We start from the raw sequence: 16,987 nt of genomic DNA, 5'->3' as shown, positions 1-16,987 counted from the left end.
CCGCCCACCACGAGGGGATATCTGCTCCAGTTGGGGGTTCTCCCCTGGCACACCAGCCGAGAACCCCCACCACGAGGGGATATCCCCTCGTGGTGGGGCGGGGGGTCAGACCGCTTTCAGTACGGCGAGGAGGCGGGCGACCTCGGCTGCTACCGCGTCGCGGGCGGGGCCGAGGTACTTGCGGGTGTCGACCAGCTTGGGGTTGTCAGCGAGGACGTCGCGGACGACGCCGGTGAAGACGTTGTTGAGGTGGGTGGCGATGTTGACCTTGGTCATCCCGGCCTCGACTGCCCGGGTGAGATCGGCGTCGGCCACGCCCGACGAACCGTGCAGCACCAGCGGCACCGCCACGGCCTCCTTCAGCTGGGTGATGAGGTCGAAGTCCAGGGTCGCGGTGCGCTCGGTCATGGCGTGGGAGGAGCCGACGGCGACCGCGAGCGCGTCGACGCCGGTGGCCTCGGCGAAGGCGACAGCCTCGTCGGGACGGGTGCGGGCGCCGGGCGCGTGGACGCCGTCCTTGCCGCCGACCTCACCGATCTCGGCTTCGACGAACACCCCGTGGTCGTGGCAGAAGGCGGTGACCTCGCTGGTCGCGGCGACGTTGTCGGCGTACTCGAGCTTCGACGCGTCGTACATCACCGACGTGAAACCGAGCTGCACGGCTTCCGTGACCAGGTCGCGGTCCATCGCGTGGTCCAGGTGCACGACGACGGGCACCGAGGACGCCGCGGCCGCGGCGAGCGTCGCGACACCGATCGGCTTCAGCGCGCCGTGGTACTTCACCGCGTTCTCGCTGATCTGCAGGATCACCGGCGCGCCGACCTGCTCGGCGCCCGCGATCAGCGCGGTCGCGTGCTCCAGCTGGATCACGTTGAACGCACCGACCCCACGACCGGCCTTGGCGGCGGCCAGCACGACCTCGGCACCGGATACCAATGGCATGAGTTCTCCTAGGGGGTGTCTGATGGTTTCACGCCGTAGCGAGGACGTGCCCGTGCGGCGAGGTGCCGTGCCGAGTGCCGCGCAGTAGGCGCGGGGACATCAGACACCCCCTACATTCACAGTCACTTGAGGCTGCCAACGCCGGTAGGCGGCGAGATCGATGTCTCCGGCAACGGGCGTCAGAACCGCAGCGGCGGACGCGGCCACCGCGGACTTGAGGACGATGGACCAGTCGGGCTCGGGCGACTCCGCGATCGCCGCGGCGACGACCGCCGTACACGCGTCGCCGGCGCCGGTCGGATTGCCGCGGACGGTCTCCACCGGCAGCGCCCGCCAGACACCCTCGTTGCTCGCAGCAACCATGCCGCGGGGGCCGTCGGTGATCACGGCCGCGGTCGCGCCGAGCGCGACCAGCTCCGACGCGCCCTCCTCGACCTCGACGTCACCGACGGCGGCACGCAGTTCGGCCGCGTTCGCGCGCACGATCGCCCCGGCGCGGGCCGCGGCGCTCAGCGCCTCACCGCCGGCGTCGATCACCGTCAGGACGTCGTGATGCCGGGCGCGCACCGCGATCTCTGCGTACGCGTCGGCGGGCAGTCCCGGCGGCAGGCTGCCCGAGCAGGCGAGCACGCCGAGGCGGCCCCACGGCATCCGGTCGCCGAACGCGCGCCACTCGTCCGCGCTCACCGACGGCCCGGACTCGTTGAAGATCGTCGCGTCCCCGTCCACGTCGTTGACGATGGCAACGGTACGGCGGGTCTCGCCGGCGATCGGGGTGAGCAGCGCGGTCAGGCCGGCGTCGAACAGCTCCTCGGCGACCAGCTCACCGGTGACGCCGCCGACGAATCCGAGCACCAGCACCTGGTGCCCGAGGGTCGCCGCGACGCGTGCGACGTTCACGCCCTTCCCGCCCGCACGCCTGCGGATCCGGTCCACCCGGTGGCTGCCGCCGACCCGCAGCTCGTCGACCTCGTAGGTGACGTCCAGCGCGAGGTTGAGGGTGACGGTGCCGATCAGTCCAGCCACGACCCGGCCCGCATCACCTTCTGGACGGCGTACTCGTCGTCGAGCAGCACCAGGTCGGCCCGCTTCCCGGTCTCGATCGAGCCCACGTCGTACCAGCCGAACGTCTGCGCCGGCGTCGTCGACGCCATCCGCGACGCGTCCACCAGCGAGACCCCGGCCTTGACCGCGTTCCGGAACGCGACGTCCATGGTCAGCGTGCTGCCGGCGATCGAGTGGCTGCCGTGCGCGAGCGTCGCGAGGCCGTCGGTGACGTCGACCTCGAGGCTGCCGAGCTTGTACCGTCCGTTCGGCATCCCGGTCGCGACCATCGCGTCGGTGATCAGCGCGATCCGGTTCACCCCGGCGGCCGCGAGCGCGACCCGGACGACCTGCGGATCGAGGTGCATCCCGTCGTTGATCACCTCGAGCAGCAGCCGCTCGTCGTTCAGCGCGGCGCCGACCGGGCCGGGGTCGCGGTGGTGGAACGGCCGCATCCCGTTGAACAGGTGGGTGGCCACGGTGGCGCCGGCGTCGGCGCCGGCCACCATCTGCTCGTACGTCGCGTCGGTGTGCCCGAGCGCGGCGACCGCCCCCGCGTCGACGACCTGGCGGATCGCGTCCAGCCCGTTCTCGAGCTCCGGCGCGATCGTCACCATCTTCACCGCGTCGCTCAGCACCTTCGCGACGTCGTCCTCGAGCGGCGGCCGCAGCAGCGTCGGCTCGTGCGCACCGCAGCGCGCCTCGGACAGGAACGGTCCCTCGAGGTGGACGCCCGCGATCACACCGTCGGCGATCAGCTCCGCCAGACAGTCGGTCTGCGCGACCAGCTCGTCGAGCGGCGCCGTGACCAGGCTGGCGAGCGTGGTCGTCGTCCCGTGCTTGGCGTGGAAGGCCGCGACCTTGCGCGCCTCCTCGGGATCGGTGGTCGAGTACGTCGACCCGCCGCCGCCGTGCGTGTGGATGTCCACGAACCCCGGGACGACGGTCACGTCGCCGAGGTCCTCGGGCCGCTTGCCGTCGGCCGGCATCCCCTCGGACCGGCGGCCGAACGCGCGGATGTCCTCGCCGTCCACCTGGATCCAGGCGTTCTCCAGAACGTCGTCCGGGGTCACCACCCGGCCTACGCGGTACGTGGTCACGAAGCCTCCTCGGCGCGGTCCCAGGCCATCAACGCCGCGCCGAGCATGCCGGCTTCCTCGCCCAGCACCGCCGCCACGATCTCGGGCTCGCGCTGGAACGTCAGGCGCGCGTGCACACCCTCGCGCAGCGGCTGCAGCAGCGTCTCGCCGGCGCCCACCAGACCGCCGCCGATCGCGATCCGGGTCGGCGCGACCAGGGTCGTGTAGAGAACCAGCGCGTCGACGAGCGCAGCCAGAGCGTCCTGCCAGACCTGCGCTGCGTCCGGGTCCCCGGCCGCGAGCAGCTCCATCACCTCGCGGGCGCCGTCGACGGTCCTCCCGGTGCGGGCCGCGTACCGCCGGGCCAGGGCCGCGGCGGACGCGACCGTCTCGAGACAGCCCCACTGACCGCAGGCGCAGAGCTCGGCGGCGTCGCCGTGGATGAACTTCGAGTGACCGAGTTCACCGGCGTACCCGTCGCCGCTGACCAGCGAGCCGTCGACGATCATCGCGGCCGCGATCCCGGTGCCGAGCGGCAGGAACATCGAGTTCGTGGTACCGGCCAGGGCGCCCTGGCGCAGCTCGGCGTACCCGCCGGCGCGGACGTCGTGGGCCAGCACGATCGGTACGTCGTCGCCGCCCGTCGACCGGACCGCCGCCTTCAGCTCGGCGAGCACCGGTGTCCCGACCCACTCCAGGTTCTCGGCGCCCACGGTGCCGTGCTCGGCGTCGATCACACCGGGCACGACGACACCGATGGCGCGCACGCGATGCCCCTCCGCGTTCGCTTTCTGGCTGAGCTCGACGACGGTCTCCAGCAGGGCGTCGAGCACGGCGCGGCCGCCGTCACGGACGTCGGCCCGGGGCGTCGGCCTGGTCTCGCGGTGCAGCACGGCACCGTCCGCGGCGACCAGGCCGCACTTCATCCGGGTTCCACCGAGGTCGACGGCAACCACGACTTCACAGGGGTCCACGGAGCGCCATTATGCAGCGTTACCCGGCAGTCCGAACATCCATGAGCAAAACCCGGACAAACTCACCCGGACCAGTGCGCACGTGGTCCCGTCGATTTCGGTGTCAGGAACCCAGGCCGTGGTCGAACGCGGCCACCAGGAAGGTGACCAGGTTCTCCGCGAGCTTGCCCGGATCCTCGGGGCCGGCGGCACCCGGCGTCGGGGACAGGGCCTGTGACTGGTGCAGCGCGAGCAGGCCGAGCATGTTCACGTACCCGAAGGCGACGGCGTCGGGTGACGCCTGCGGCAGTGCCTGCTGCAGGGCCGCCAGGTACCTGCTCTCGATCGGCTCCGACTCGGCCGCGTACAGCTCCCGGATCCGCCGGCTCGGATCGAAGGCGATCCGGCCGATGAACCGCGCGACCACGGCGCCGCGCTCGCCGCGGCGCAGCACCAGTTCCAGGCCGGGTTCGACGAAGGCCCGGATCAGGGCCTCCGGCGCCGGCGACCCACCGGCCTCCAACTGGTCCAGCCGGCGCCGGCGTTCGGCGTTGACCGGCGCCATCGCCCGGGCCACTGCGGCGCGCAGCAGGGCTTCCTTCGAACCGAAGTGATAGTTGACCGCCGCGATGTTCGCGGCTGCCGCGACCGTGATGGCCCGCAGCGACGTTCCCTCGTAGCCCCCCTCACCGAACCGTTGCTCGGCGACGTTGAGCAACCTCTCCCTGGTCGTCTCGACCGGTGTCTCCACAGAGTTCTCCTTCCCCCCGGCTACCGCTCGCGCAGGCACCCCACCTGCTCACGCGCAGTAGCCTGCAGTCAGCATAGTTCAAACGGTCGTTTGAACTGGAGGGCTCAGCTCACTTGTCCCGAGAAATCCTCAGATTTCTCTGAAACCCTTTTCTTCCCACCGACCTCTTCCTTCACACCTCCACCACAGCCCGTGCGCGAACGAGTGAAAACTGTGAGTGCCTTATGCTCGCGAGCCATGACTTTGGTGCGGGTCGAGCGGCGGTTCCAGGGGCCGGAGCGGTCGGGCAACGGCGGGTACGTCGCCGGCCGGGTCGGGACCGCATTCGCAGCGGAGCTCGGGGCGGAGTCGGTCCCGAAGGTGACTCTGCGGATGCCGCCGCCGCTGGAGAAGGACCTGGAACTGACGGCCGGCAAGCTCACGGACGGTGACGCCGTGGTCGCGGAAGCGGTACCGGTCGACAGCGACTTCCTCGCGGACGCGACGATCGATCCGGTGCTGCCCGACGAGGCCCGCGCGGCCGAGGCGTCGTACCGCGGGCTGCACGGCCACCCGTTCCCGACCTGCTTCGTCTGCGGGCCGTCCAACCGGCAGGGCCTGCAGCTGAAGCCCGGACCGATCGGCGACGGCCGGACGGCGTGCACCTGGACGCCCGCGGCGGATCTGGCCACCGATGGCCTGGTCGACGAGGTGTTCCTGTGGGCGGCGCTGGACTGCCCGGGCGGCTGGACGATCGATCTCGAAGGACGCCCGTCCGTGCTCGGCCAGCTCACCGCCTGCATCGACGCCCGCCCGGAAGCCGGCGAGGAGTGCGTCGCGCTGGGCCGCTACCTCGGCGAGGACGGCCGCAAGACCTACACCGCCAGCACCCTGTACGACGCGGACGGCCGCGTCCTGGCCCGCGCGAAGCACACGTGGATCACGGTCGACCCGGCGGCGTTCAACTAGCTGCTGTGCGAGCGGCGTGGGCGCGGACCTTCGCGCGGTTGCCGCAGGTCGCCATCGAGCACCAGCGGCGACGGCCCCGCGGGTCCAGGAACAGCCACCCGCACGAAGGGCAGGTACGGACGTGCGCGCGGTCCGGACCAGTGAGCAGCTCACCGGCCAGGACCGCGAGGTTGTGCAGCGGGAGCTCCAGATCCTCGGGCAGCTCCCAACCTACGATCTGTGTGCCGTCCTCGGAGCGCGCGAGGTGCCGTCGGCCGGAGGCCTTCTCGATCAGCCGGGCCGCAGCCTCGAAGGCGTGATCGGTCGCCTGCCCGGTGAGGACGTCGTACAGCTCGGCGCGGAAGTCGAGCGTGGCCTGCAGCCGCCGCGCCGCCTCGCCCGCCCCGGCCTGCTCGGTCAGGCGGAGCACGGTCGCCGCTGACAGCAGGCCGACGTAGGCGTTCCAGATCAGGAAGGTCTCGTACGACGTCAGCCACTCGGTCCGGGCGGGGCCACTGCCTGTCCACTCGGACCGGGTGTTGACGAAGTCGAGCACCGGGTGCGCGCCGACCGGCTTCGGCAGGACGACGCCCTGCACCAGCTCGAGATGGGACGGCAGCGCACTCATCGTGTCACCGCGCAGGCTGCGAGGGCTGCGGGGTCGGCTGCGAGGGCTGCGTGGTCGGCTGCTGGCTGGTCGTGGTCGGCACCGGGATGCTGATGTTGCCGTTCTGCGGGATGACCATGAACTGGACGCTGCCCGACTCGATCGCGGACTTCAGCAGGTAGCCGTTCGCCCCGAGAAGCTTGACCTGCTGCTGGACCGACTGCAGTTCGACGTTCACCTGCTGGTTCTTCTGCTCCTGTGTGGCCCGGGCCAGTTCGGCGCGCTGCTTGGCCTCCAGGCCGTCGATGATGCCCTTGTCCAGCGGCATCGGCTTCTGCACCGTGAACGACAGCTCACCGCAGTCGTTGTTGCCGTTGTACCCCGGGCCGCAGAAGTAGTCGCCGCCGACCGCGGCCGGCAGCAGCCGGGTGAACTCCCTGGCCGCCGCGGACTGGAACTGCGACTTCATCTTCTCGTTGTTGTAGAGCTCCGCCCAACCGTAGTTGGTCGCGACCGCGGACAGCGCCCGGTCGATCTGCGGGCGGAAGTAGCTCTGCAGCATGTCGTTCCAGCCCTCCTCCTCGTACGCGTCCGTCTTCAGGCCGATCCGCTCGTGGAACGACTTCAGCACGTCCTTGTCGCGGTTCAGCGTGAAGTAGACCTGGACACGGACGCCCAGGCGGACGTTGTCCTTACTGACCACGGTGACCTCGTCGGCCGCGTCGGTGTCGGCGCCGTCGCCGCCGATGATGTACGAGCGCTGGTCGATCGGGTACGTGTACAAGGTGTCGCCCGGGCCGATCAGCTTGTTCGTGGAGCCGGGCGGAACGACCGACTTGAACTTCTTGTCCTCGATCACGCCGCCGCCGTAGTGCAGCCCGATCCGGTTCGCGTCGGTGTTGGCGAAGTTGAAGATGTTGAACAGCACGATGACCACGATCACGGCGAGGATCAGGAATCCCACCACCTTGACCTTGCCGCTGCCGCCCCCCTTGGGCTTGATCGCCGCAGCAGCGTTCCCCAGCTTTGCCATCAGTCGTCTAGCTCCTTGTGTTCTTCCACCAGTCGCCGGACATCGGCGAGGGTCAGGTCGGCGGTGACCGCGACGTCGCGGGGCACCGACGGATGCGAGCTGAGCGTACGCAGGCCCTGCTCCGCAGCCGCGACCGCCCGCTCCAGCGCCCTGACCTCGTGCATCAGCGCCCGGTGCTCGGCGTTCAGCTCGGTCAGCGCCTGCTCCGCGTTCACAGCCCGGCGGTACGACGCCCACGCCAACCAGGCGGTTCCGATCAACAGCACGATCGCCGACAGTCCGAGTCTGATCATGTCCTGATTGTGGTTCATCCCTGGGCGAAAAACGGTTGAAGGGCGAACCGCGTGGCAGTAGGTTCGCAGTACACGCGAAGGGAGGTGGTCCAACGCATGAATTGCTATCGGACTCGTGAGGTGGCGGCGGGCTAACCGCCAACCACAAGTTAGTGGGCATGTGGTCGGCCAATCCAACGCCGCCACCGGGCCCGCGGGCAGTCAGGTCAGTCCGCCTGACCCAGAGTTCGGCCACCCGGTCGTGTCCCTGGAAGCGCTCGCGGGCTTCTTTCTGTCCGGACCGCTACTCGGGGGCCGGGCAGTCCAGCCCGAGCGCCTGGCCGATCTCGAACAGCTGCGCCTCGAAGTACGCCGCCGCGTCGGGCAGCACCCAGTGCAGCTGGCCGAAGATCTCCATGCAGATCAGGCCGTACAGCCGCGTCCAGTAGGTCAGCGACAGGTAGATCGCGCCGGCCGGCATCCCGCCGAAGTGCTCCGACTCCCGGGTGAGCTGCGCGACCAGCTCGGACCCGAGCACCTCGTCGGGCGGGTACGGGAACGGCTTCCAGTGCCAGATCTGCGCCACCAGCTCCTTGAACACCGACCCGAAGCGCATCGCCGCCTGATGGCCGGGAGTCTCCTCGTGGTCCTCCGCGTCCGGGCTCGGCACCGCCGTCCCGAACAGCAGCGCGAACTCGGCCGGGTGCGCGAGCCCCCAGTCCCGCAGGCCGTTGGCGAGCAGGTACAGCCGGGCGCCGAGATCCACTTCGCCGTCCGTGGACTGCAGGTCCATCAGCGCCGCGGTCAGCTCGTCGTACAGCTCGGCGATCAGCGCGCTGATCAGGGCCTCGTGGCTCGGGAAGTACCGGTACAGCGCCGGCGGCGTGAGGCCGAGCTCACGCGCCACGGCGCGCAGGCCGACCGCCGCCGTACCGCCGGACACCAAGAGCCGGCGCGCCGCCGCCTTGATCTCCGCCACCGTCGCCGCGCGTCGCCGATCCCGGCTGTCCACCGTCAGAACTCTCCTTGACATCACCGTAGGGGACGAGCATAGAGTGAACACCGTTAACAGTTAACGCTGTTCACTCAAGCTCCTGCCGCTCAATCTACGCCCTGGGGGACAGTTCCGTGTTCGAGACGCTCGGCCATTTCGCCTACCGGCGGCGCCGTCTGGTGCTCGCGCTGACCGGCCTGTTCGTCGTCCTCGGCCTCGCCTGGGGCACCGGCGTGTTCGGCTCGCTGGCCAACGGCGGATTCGACGCGCCGGACACCGAGGCCGCGAACGCCGTCAGGACCATCGAGCAGAATGTCGGCCGCACCGGTACCGACGTGGTCGTGCTCTACCGCAGCCCGTCGTCGACCGTGGCCGATCCCGCGTTCCGGCAAGCGGTCGAGCAGCACCTGTCCGGGCTGCCGGCCGCCGACGTGACCGAGGTCTCGACGTACTGGGCCACCAAGTCGCCGGTCTTCGTCTCCAAGGACCAGCACAGCACGTACGCCGTGCTCACGCTGGCCGGCGCGACACCGGAAGACCGGCTCGAGACGTTCCACCGGATCGCCGCGCAGGTCCGGACGGGCCCCGCCGGCCTGGACACGAAGGTCGGCGGCGAGGTCGCGGTCTTCGACGAGGTGAACACGCAGACCGAGCACGACATCGTGAAGGCCGAGTCGATCTCGACGCCGATCGTGCTGGTGCTGCTGGTGGTCGTGTTCGGCGGCCTGGTCGCCGCCGCACTGCCGCTGTTCGTCGGCGCGCTCGCGATCCTCGGCGCGTTCGTGCTGCTGCGCGGCCTGTCCGCGATCACCGACGTGTCGATCTTCTCGATCAACATCGTCACGATGATCGGTCTCGGGCTGGCCATCGACTACGCGTTGTTCATCGTCACCCGGTTCCGCGAGGAGCTTGCTCGCGGCAACGACGTGGAGACGGCGCTGACCGCGACGATGGCGACCGCCGGGCGGACGGTGGCGTTCTCCGGTGTGACCGTCGGGGTGGCGATCAGCAGCCTGGTGCTGTTCCCGGTGATGTTCCTGAAGTCGATGGCGTACGGCGGCGCGGCCGCGGTGGCGATCGCGATGCTCGCGGCCCTGACCGCGTTGCCGGCGTTGCTCGCGGTCCTCGGCCACCGGGTCAACCACCTGCGGATCTTCAAGACCCGTCGCGCGGCCGCCGAGCACGGCGCCTGGTACCGGCTGGCGCACAGCGTGATGCGGCGGCCGGTGCGCTACGTGCTGATCCTCGTGCCGGTGCTTCTGGTGCTGGGCATTCCGTTCCTGAGCGCACAGCTCGGCGGCGTGGATCACCGGTCGTTGCCGGCCGGCGCCACCTCGCGAACGGTCACCGAGGCGCTGCAGCGCGACTTCCCGGGCGCCGGCGGGTCGGACATCTACGCGGCGGTGCGGTTCTCCTCCCCACCGAGCGATCCGGCCGCGGCGTTGGCGCCGTACATCGCGTCGTTGCGGCAGGTGCGGGACGTGGAGAATGTACGGCTGGGTGGTTACCAGGACGGGGTCGCGTCGGTTGTGGTGCACACGCACTACACCGCGCAGGAGCTGCCGGCGCGGGACGTCGTGCACGGGGTAAGGGCGGTGCCGGCGCCTGTTGACACTGGGGTCGAGGTGGGCGGAGAGACGGCCGCGGTGATCGACCTGCTCGACGTGCTGAAGGCGCGCGCGCCGTACATGGCCGGCTTCATCGTGGTGGTGACGTTCGCGCTGCTGTTCGTTGCGTTCGGATCGTTCGTGCTGCCGGCGAAGGCGCTGCTGATGAATGTGCTGTCGCTGTCCGCGGCGTTCGGCGCAATGGTGTGGATCTTCCAGGACGGGCATCTGTCCGGCCTGCTCGACTTCACGCCGGCCGGGTTCCTGGACGCGACCAACCCGGTGCTGCTGTTCGCGGTCCTGTTCGGGCTGTCGATGGACTACGAGGTGTTCCTGCTCAGCCGGATCCGGGAGGAGTACGACCGGACCGGCGACAACACCCAGGCCGTCGCGCTCGGGCTGCAGCGGACCGGCGGGATCATCACCAGCGCGGCGTTGCTGCTGATCATCGTGGTGGCCGCGTTCTCCACCTCGGGCATCGTGTTCGTGAAGATGATCGGGGTCGGGCTGGTGATCGCGATCGCGCTGGACGCGACCATCGTGCGGGCGCTGCTGGTGCCGGCGACGATGCGGCTGCTCGGCCGGGCGAACTGGTGGGCGCCGCGGCCGTTCGCGCAGTGGTGGTCGCGGCACGGTTTCCGCGAGGAGCCTCAGGGCTGGAGCCTGAGCAGCTCCCACGAGGACGAGCTGGTACGGCGGTAGGCGAGGCGATCGTGCAGCCGGCCGGTGCGGCCCTGCCAGAACTCGAACGCCTCCGGGGCGACCAGGTAGCCGCCCCAGAAGTACGGCGTGGAGATCACGGTGCCCTCTGGCCACTGCCGCTCGTACGACGCGTACTGCAGGTCGAGCTCCTCGCGGGACTCCACCGGCTGGCTCTGCTGGGACGCCCAAGCGCCGAGCTGTGACTCGCGCGGACGGCTCGCGAAGTACTCGTCGACCTCGTCACCGGGCAGCTTGGAGACGGTGCCCTCGATCCGGACCTGCCGCTCCATCGCGTGCCACGGGAACACCAAAGCGCAGTGCGGGTTCGCGGCCAGGTCATCGGCCTTGCGGGACTGCTGGTTGGTGTAGAAGACGAACCCGCGCTCGTCGACGCGCTTCAGCAGCACGGTCCGCGCCGACGGACGTCCGTCCGTGTCGGCCGTCGCGAGCACCATCGCGTTCGGCTCTGCGATGCCGACCGCCCTGGCCTGCTCCAGCCAGGTCTGGAACTGCACGACCGGGTCGGCAGCAACCTGACTCTCGAGCAGCTCGCCGAGTCCGTACGTCTCCCGCATCTCCGCAAGGTCCACACGTCGAGCCTACTGACGGCCGCGCTGGATTCGCCGATAGGCCCTCCACAACCTGCTGCGTCCGACCGCGCGCACCAGCGGGCCGCGACGACGCGGCGCGGGCGGCTTGGGCGTGACTGCTGGAGCTTTGGTGGGTGCGTTCGGTAGGTGCCGGTTCACCTCGGCCACGTGCTGGTCGAAGGCGGCCCGCCAGAGCGCCTGACGGAGCGTCGCCTCGCCTGCCGCCGAGCTGGCCCCGGCGACGGACGCGGCCCACAGCGTGTCGAGCGACTCGAATCCTTCGACGTCGCGGAGCAACTGCTCGATCAGGTCGCGGTCAGCTGCGTCGGCGAGGCAGCGAACCTTCGCCGGGCTTCTGCGCGTGCTGACCGTCGGACGCGGTGCGAAGAACGGTACGTCGCTCCACGCGGGTACCAGCCGTCGGACGAGCTCGCGGTGCAAGGCGTTCTCGACGCGGTGCGCGGGGTCGAGCGCGAAGGCCGACCGGACGAACGACGGAATCAGGAGCGGCGAGACGACGCCGGTGCGCTCCCCCGTCGTACCCCAGCGGCGCAGGCGTTCGACGACGTAGAAGTAGTCGAGCATCGTCGCGTTCTCGATGCCGCCGTGGACCGCGGCCCGCAGGACCCGGTCGACCTGCTCGGCGACGGCTGAGCGTGCATCGCCCGCAGGTCCCGCGGCCGGCACCAGCCGGGCCTGCAGATGGTTGCTGAAGGCATGCAGCTTGGATTGCAGCGGTAGCGCGTCGAGCTGCAGGACGTCGCGTGGGTAGAAGTGGCCGTGCGCCACCTCGCCACCCGCGCCGCCGATCGCGAGGTGGGCGACGCCCGCGAGCGATGCCGGCGGCGTGTGGAAGAGGTAGCTGGCCGGCCGCAGCCCCTCGGCGTACCGGTGCCAGCGCAGCGCTCGATCGACCATCTCCAGCGACGGCGGTGCGGCGGTCGGCTTGGCCGGCACAGGTTGACCCGGTGTCTTCCGGCTCACCACGTGCTCGACGGGCCGCGGCAGCAACTGGACCAGGGACTCCGCGACGTCCAGTTCGCCGGGGACCGCGTCGTAGCTGTTCAGCTTCAGGTCGACGCCTGCCGCCAGGAAAGCGCCCGCGACCACCCGCGAGTCACGGCCGCCGCTCAGGTCGACCGTCGGCCTGCCCGGCCACAGCCGACCGACCGATCGCGCCACGTCCTGCAGGGCGGCCGCCGTCTCCTCCGCGGTGTGCGCGTTGTCCGTCGACCAGACACTGGTGGTCTCGATCCGGCTGACGGTGCGCTGCTGACGGTGGCCGTCGGCAACGATGTGTGTTGCGCCGGGAACGGTCAGCACTCCGTCGTACGGCGTGCTGTCGTCCATGAACCAGCCGCAGGCCGCGGCAAAGGTCCAGCCCCTGGGCGCTGCCGCGGCGGGCACGCCCGCGAAGAGCAGGGCTGCGACGGGCCGATTGCTCCAGACCCATCCGTCGCGCACTCGCAGCTGGAACAGCCGTCCGACACCGATCGAGTCGGTGAACAGGTCGAGGCGTTCCGCAGCGGGATCCAGGACGGCCATCGTGAACGGCGGCGCCAGGTCGAGGAAGCTTGCCGGAGTACGCCGTACCGCCTTCGCGAGGTGCGCCGGGCCGTCGTACGGCTCGACGTCGCCGATCAGCCGTTGATAGCCGAGCGGCGCGTGCACACTGGCCACGCGGGTGTCCCCGGTGTCGTGCCACGACGGCCAGAGGCAGGAGCCGTCATGGCGGTCCCACATGTGCAGTCCGACCGTGCGGCCGTCGTACCCCTGGTGTTTGGCCTCGTTCCGCAAGAGAGCGCCGTAGTACGCCTCCACGCGCGCACGACCGGCAGCGGCCCGCGCCGTGCTGTCGTTCGCGAAGGTGTAGGCGATCAGCGTTTCCATGCAGAGCCAGATGCGGGCTCCGCCGGGAAAGTTATCGCGGTGGTTGCTGCTGGCCCGGGTGCTGTGGCGGCTGATATGGCTGCTGGCCCGGGTAGCCGCCCCACTGCTGGGTGGGGTACGTGTCCTGAAGCCCTGGCGGCTTGGGAAGCCTGGCTTGCTTGGACTCCTGCGTCCAGCGCCGGATGCCGACCAGCAACAGCGGTATGCCGAGCAGAATCATGGACCCGTCGAAGAGGAAGTACGACGCGCCGAAGCGCGGGGCCCCCGGGAACTCGAAGAGCTTCATCAGGTCGAACGACTGCCGCATCGGCAGCAGCATCGTGGCCACCCCGACCGCGGTGAGCAGCAACCCGGACCCGGTCGTCACACCCGCGCCGATGGCCGGCGCCGTCATCAGCAGGCCGAGCACGACCGCGATGACGACCAGCAGCACGAGCCAGGGCAGCGAATCGCCCAGGTTGTCGCGGAACGTCTGCAGGCGCCGGATCAACCGGGGCGTCGCGTAGGACGAGGCGCCCAGGGCTATGTAGGTAGCGACGACGCCGATCACGAGCCCGAGGGCGGGGAGGGGCTTTGTCATGAGCCGAGACTAGGGCCTGGACGGCCGAACCGGTCACAAATCTGTCCGAGCATCGACACTGAGACATATGCTGCCTGAGCGCCCAGGGCGCGGGCTCTCCTGGTGAGTCCGTCTCCTGATACGAGGACGAGGGAGTCGCATGTCTGATCCGAGGACCGAGGTGCAGCACGGGCTGGAGGGTGTGGTCGCGTTCGACACGCAGATCGCCGAGCCGGACAAGGAAGGTTCGGCGCTCCGCTACCGCGGCGTGGACATCGAGGACCTGGTCGGCCGGGTGCCGTTCGAGAACGTCTGGGGCCTGCTGGTCGACGGCGCGTTCACGCCGGGTCTGCCGCCGGCCGAGCCGTTCCCGCTGCCGGTGCACACCGGTGACGTGCGGGTCGACGTACAGTCCGCGCTGGCGATGCTCGCACCTGCCTGGGGACTGCGGCCGCTGTACGACATCGACGACGTCCAGGCCCGCGAGGACCTGTCCCGCGCGGCGGTGATGGCGCTGTCGTACGTCGCGCAGGCGGCGCGCGGCATCGGGCAGCCGATGGTGCCGCAACGCGAGGTGGACAAGGCGACCACGATCACCGAGCGGTTCATGATCCGCTGGCGCGGCGAGCCGGACCCGAAGCACGTGCGGGCGGTCGACGCGTACTGGACGTCCGCGGCCGAGCACGGCATGAACGCGTCGACGTTCACCGCGCGGGTGATCGCCTCGACCGGGGCAGACGTCGCCGCGGCGCTGTCCGGTGCGGTCGGCGCGATGTCCGGGCCGCTGCACGGCGGCGCGCCGGCGCGGGTGCTGACGATGATCGAGGGCGTGGAGCGCAGCGGCGACGCCCGCGCCTACGTGAAGGGTCTGCTGGACGCGGGCGAGCGGCTGATGGGCTTCGGGCACCGCGTGTACCGCGCCGAGGACCCGCGCGCCCGGGTGCTCCGGCGTACGGCGCGTGAACTGGCGGCGCCGCGCTACGAAGTGGCCGAGGCGCTGGAGCAGGCCGCGCTGGCCGAGCTGCGCGAGCGGCGACCGGACCGGGTGCTCGAGACCAACGTGGAGTTCTGGGCGGCGATCGTCCTGGACTTCGCGGAGGTGCCGCCGCCGATGTTCACCTCGATGTTCACCTGCGCGCGGACCGCTGGCTGGAGCGCGCACGTGCTGGAGCAGAAGCGCACCGGCCGGCTGATCCGCCCGTCCGCGATCTACTCGGGCCCGGCGACCCGTCCGGCCGACTCGGTCGAGGGCTGGAACCCTTCCTGGGCCTAGCGGTCCTGACTCGGGGTGCGGCCGGTGCGCTGCTTGTACTGGCGGCTGAAGTAGGGAACGTCTGTGTAGCCGAGGGCGGCGGCCGTTTCGGTGACGGTCATGCCGCTCTCGGTGAGCAACTGGTGCGCGCGGTCGATCCGCGCCTGGATCAGGTACTGCGCGGGTGACATCCCGAGCTGCGTGACGAAACGACGCGTGAACTGGGCCCTGCTGAGCGACGCGCGGCGTGCCATCTCGGCGACGGTCCAGTCGCGACCCGGGTCCTGCCGCAACTGCCTGGCGATCTCGTCGACCGGGGCGTCGGCGGTGCTGCGGCCCGGGTGCTGGACGGCGTCCCGGACCAGCGCGACCAGTTGCTCCAGGCACAGTTCGGCCTGGTGCAGGCCCGGCGCGTCCCCTCGGCGGTACGACGCGTCGCTGGTCCGGGCGAGGACGCCGAGGAACTCGCGGTCCTTCACCTCGCCCCAGCGCGGCTCGAGTGTCACGCCCGGCTCAGGCTTGACGTCGAAGTGCATGCCGAAGACGAGCAGCCGCCGGTGCGGGTCGTGCGTTGCCCGCGGCGCGTCGCCCGGCTCGAAGACCGCGCACACGCCCGGGCGCAGCTCGCGCCGCCGGCCGGCGAGTTCGAGCTCGCCACGCCCGTCCATCACACACCAGAGCAGGTGGTCGGACAGCGGGCGCGACGTCCAGGACCAGCTCGCCTCGCAGCGCCAGAAGGTCGGCGCCGTCATCCGCTCGATCCGCAGCCGATGCGACAAAAGTTCAACTCCTCGCGTGGATCGTCCGTGGCCGCGCGTCATGCTTCGGCAGGAAAATTGGAGCCGACGGAATCCTAGGACAGCTTCGCGGGAGTCGTGCATGAGCGTTTCATACAACGTCGCCGAGGTGCATCGGGCGGAGTTCGAGCGGACCGGGTACACGCTGGTGCGGGGACTGTTCTCCGCCGCCGAGGCCGAGCGACTGCGGGACCACTACATGGACGTCCGGCAGCACGGGCCGCGGGCGCACGACTTCGCGGGCCACACGTCCACCGACCGGGACCCGCTCAAGCGGTACCCGCGGATGGCGCAGATGCACCGGTGGGACGACGAGTCGCTGCAGTGGATGATCGACCCGCGCATCGACGACGTGATGACGACGCTGCTCGGCAGGTCGCCGTACGCGGTGCAGACGATGATCTACTTCAAGCCGCCGGGCTCGCGCGGGCAGGCTCTGCACCAGGACAACTTCTACCTGAAGGCAGATCCCGGGACCTGCGTCGCGGCCTGGATGGCGCTCGACCGGGTCGACGAGGCGAACGGCTGCCTGGAGGTCGTCCCCGGGTCGCACCGGTGGCCGATCCTGTGCACGGAGAAGGCCGACACCACGGTCAGCTTCACCGATGTCACCGTCCCGCTGCCGACGGCCGAGGCCGCCGTACCGGTGGTGATGGAACCGGGCGACGTGCTGTTCTTCCACGGCGCGCTGGTGCACGGCAGCAACCCGAACACGACGACCGACCGTTTCCGGCGCGCGCTCATCGGTCACTACATCGAGGGCGAGGCCGAGCGCGTCGCGCAGTACTACCACCCGGCGCTGCGGATGGACGGCACCGAACTGACGCTCGAGGTGGCCGAGGGCGGCGGCGCGTGCGGCGAGTGGACCGACACCCCCGACGGCCCGGTAGCCCTCCTCACCGGCACCCAGACCATCGACCGCAAGCACGAGTAACCCGCGGCCCCAGCCCGTCTTTCAGCCCGTCTTTGTGCATCGGATCCGTACGGC

General features: G+C 70.4%; 17 protein-coding genes. 4 read left to right on the top strand and 13 right to left on the bottom strand.

The annotated features are described in order from the left end of the window. Nucleotides 1–105: 105 nt before the first annotated feature. From ABZX12_RS42285 to ABZX12_RS42265, 5 genes are all read right to left on the bottom strand, one after another. Nucleotides 106–942, bottom strand: coding sequence for a class II fructose-bisphosphate aldolase (locus ABZX12_RS42285; protein WP_355701131.1), 837 nt, complete (start codon nt 940–942; stop codon nt 106–108). 99 nt (nt 943–1,041) lie between these two features. Then, nucleotides 1,042–1,968: a hexose kinase gene (locus tag ABZX12_RS42280; RefSeq protein ID WP_355701130.1), complete on the bottom strand. Its 927-nt coding sequence runs from the start codon at nt 1,966–1,968 to the stop codon at nt 1,042–1,044. Further along, a complete protein-coding gene (gene nagA, locus ABZX12_RS42275; protein WP_355701129.1) occupies nt 1,956–3,086 on the bottom strand; it encodes an N-acetylglucosamine-6-phosphate deacetylase in 1,131 nt (376 codons plus the stop codon). The genes ABZX12_RS42280 and nagA overlap by 13 nt, the downstream gene beginning before the upstream one ends. Further along, entirely contained in the window at nt 3,083–4,039 is a 957-nt protein-coding gene (locus ABZX12_RS42270) for an ROK family protein (RefSeq protein WP_355701128.1), read from the bottom strand. Before ABZX12_RS42270 ends, nagA begins: the two co-directional genes overlap by 4 nt. Nucleotides 4,040–4,142: 103 nt before the next feature. Next, complete coding sequence (locus ABZX12_RS42265; protein WP_355701127.1) at nt 4,143–4,769, bottom strand: TetR family transcriptional regulator; 627 nt, start codon at nt 4,767–4,769, stop codon at nt 4,143–4,145. A gap of 237 nt (nt 4,770–5,006) precedes the next feature. Here ABZX12_RS42265 and ABZX12_RS42260 point away from each other — a divergent pair, with 237 nt between their 5' ends. Further along, nucleotides 5,007–5,717: a hypothetical protein gene (locus ABZX12_RS42260; protein WP_355701126.1), complete on the top strand. Its 711-nt coding sequence runs from the start codon at nt 5,007–5,009 to the stop codon at nt 5,715–5,717. Here ABZX12_RS42260 and ABZX12_RS42255 read toward each other — a convergent pair. From ABZX12_RS42255 to ABZX12_RS42240, 4 genes are all read right to left on the bottom strand, one after another. Continuing rightward, nucleotides 5,710–6,324 carry a CGNR zinc finger domain-containing protein gene (locus tag ABZX12_RS42255; protein WP_355701125.1) on the bottom strand — a complete coding sequence of 205 codons (615 nt, stop codon included), beginning with the start codon at nt 6,322–6,324 and terminating at the stop codon, nt 5,710–5,712. The genes ABZX12_RS42260 and ABZX12_RS42255 overlap by 8 nt on opposite strands. Before the next feature lie 4 nt (nt 6,325–6,328). Further along, nucleotides 6,329–7,336 (bottom strand): SPFH domain-containing protein, encoded by a 1,008-nt coding sequence (locus ABZX12_RS42250; RefSeq protein ID WP_355701124.1) that lies wholly within the window; start codon nt 7,334–7,336, stop codon nt 6,329–6,331. Then, nucleotides 7,336–7,629 carry a hypothetical protein gene (locus tag ABZX12_RS42245; protein ID WP_355701123.1) on the bottom strand — a complete coding sequence of 98 codons (294 nt, stop codon included), beginning with the start codon at nt 7,627–7,629 and terminating at the stop codon, nt 7,336–7,338. The genes ABZX12_RS42250 and ABZX12_RS42245 overlap by 1 nt, the downstream gene beginning before the upstream one ends. Nucleotides 7,630–7,912: 283 nt before the next feature. After that, entirely contained in the window at nt 7,913–8,620 is a 708-nt protein-coding gene (locus ABZX12_RS42240) for a TetR/AcrR family transcriptional regulator (protein WP_355701122.1), read from the bottom strand. Between the two features lie 116 nt (nt 8,621–8,736). Between ABZX12_RS42240 and ABZX12_RS42235 the strand changes: the two genes are divergently transcribed. Beyond that, nucleotides 8,737–10,911, top strand: coding sequence for an MMPL family transporter (locus ABZX12_RS42235; protein ID WP_355701121.1), 2,175 nt, complete (start codon nt 8,737–8,739; stop codon nt 10,909–10,911). Here the strand turns inward: ABZX12_RS42235 and pdxH are convergent. The 3 genes from pdxH to ABZX12_RS42220 are packed head-to-tail and all read right to left on the bottom strand — an operon-like array spanning nt 10,860 to nt 13,971. Then, nucleotides 10,860–11,501 (bottom strand): pyridoxamine 5'-phosphate oxidase, encoded by a 642-nt coding sequence (gene pdxH, locus ABZX12_RS42230; RefSeq protein ID WP_355701120.1) that lies wholly within the window; start codon nt 11,499–11,501, stop codon nt 10,860–10,862. The two genes, ABZX12_RS42235 and pdxH, sit on opposite strands and share 52 nt — an antisense overlap. Before the next feature lie 9 nt (nt 11,502–11,510). Continuing rightward, nucleotides 11,511–13,391 (bottom strand): hypothetical protein, encoded by a 1,881-nt coding sequence (locus ABZX12_RS42225; protein ID WP_355701119.1) that lies wholly within the window; start codon nt 13,389–13,391, stop codon nt 11,511–11,513. A 31-nt stretch (nt 13,392–13,422) separates the two neighbouring features. Further along, nucleotides 13,423–13,971, bottom strand: coding sequence for a hypothetical protein (locus tag ABZX12_RS42220; RefSeq protein ID WP_355701118.1), 549 nt, complete (start codon nt 13,969–13,971; stop codon nt 13,423–13,425). A gap of 139 nt (nt 13,972–14,110) precedes the next feature. On the opposite strand from ABZX12_RS42220, the gene ABZX12_RS42215 reads away from it, so the two are divergent. Next, nucleotides 14,111–15,223, top strand: coding sequence for a citrate synthase 2 (locus ABZX12_RS42215; RefSeq protein WP_355701117.1), 1,113 nt, complete (start codon nt 14,111–14,113; stop codon nt 15,221–15,223). Here ABZX12_RS42215 and ABZX12_RS42210 read toward each other — a convergent pair. Continuing rightward, entirely contained in the window at nt 15,220–15,981 is a 762-nt protein-coding gene (locus tag ABZX12_RS42210) for an AraC family transcriptional regulator (protein WP_355701116.1), read from the bottom strand. The two genes, ABZX12_RS42215 and ABZX12_RS42210, sit on opposite strands and share 4 nt — an antisense overlap. 100 nt (nt 15,982–16,081) lie before the next feature. Here ABZX12_RS42210 and ABZX12_RS42205 point away from each other — a divergent pair, with 100 nt between their 5' ends. Beyond that, on the top strand, nt 16,082–16,933 hold the full coding sequence (locus tag ABZX12_RS42205) for a phytanoyl-CoA dioxygenase family protein (protein WP_355701115.1): 852 nt from the start codon (nt 16,082–16,084) through the stop codon (nt 16,931–16,933). The last annotated feature ends 54 nt before the right edge of the window (nt 16,934–16,987 follow it).

Source organism: Kribbella sp. NPDC003505 (genome assembly GCF_040610875.1).
In the GTDB taxonomy this organism is placed as follows: Bacteria; Actinomycetota; Actinomycetes; order Propionibacteriales; family Kribbellaceae; genus Kribbella.
This window is presented reverse-complemented; position numbering and strand designations above follow the sequence as displayed.

Bases quoted from the DNA above. Each gene is read 5' to 3' on its own strand.
- ABZX12_RS42285 (WP_355701131.1), bottom strand. From the start codon at position 942: ATGCCATTGGTATCCGGTGCCGAGGTCGTGCTGGCCGCCGCCAAGGCC.
- ABZX12_RS42260 (WP_355701126.1), top strand. From the start codon at position 5,007: ATGACTTTGGTGCGGGTCGAGCGGCGGTTCCAGGGGCCGGAGCGGTCG.
- ABZX12_RS42255 (WP_355701125.1), bottom strand. From the start codon at position 6,324: ATGAGTGCGCTGCCGTCCCATCTCGAGCTGGTGCAGGGCGTCGTCCTG.
- ABZX12_RS42250 (WP_355701124.1), bottom strand. From the start codon at position 7,336: ATGGCAAAGCTGGGGAACGCTGCTGCGGCGATCAAGCCCAAGGGGGGC.
- ABZX12_RS42245 (WP_355701123.1), bottom strand. From the start codon at position 7,629: ATGATCAGACTCGGACTGTCGGCGATCGTGCTGTTGATCGGAACCGCC.
- ABZX12_RS42225 (WP_355701119.1), bottom strand. From the start codon at position 13,391: ATGGAAACGCTGATCGCCTACACCTTCGCGAACGACAGCACGGCGCGG.
- ABZX12_RS42220 (WP_355701118.1), bottom strand. From the start codon at position 13,971: ATGACAAAGCCCCTCCCCGCCCTCGGGCTCGTGATCGGCGTCGTCGCT.
- ABZX12_RS42215 (WP_355701117.1), top strand. From the start codon at position 14,111: ATGTCTGATCCGAGGACCGAGGTGCAGCACGGGCTGGAGGGTGTGGTC.
- ABZX12_RS42205 (WP_355701115.1), top strand. From the start codon at position 16,082: ATGAGCGTTTCATACAACGTCGCCGAGGTGCATCGGGCGGAGTTCGAG.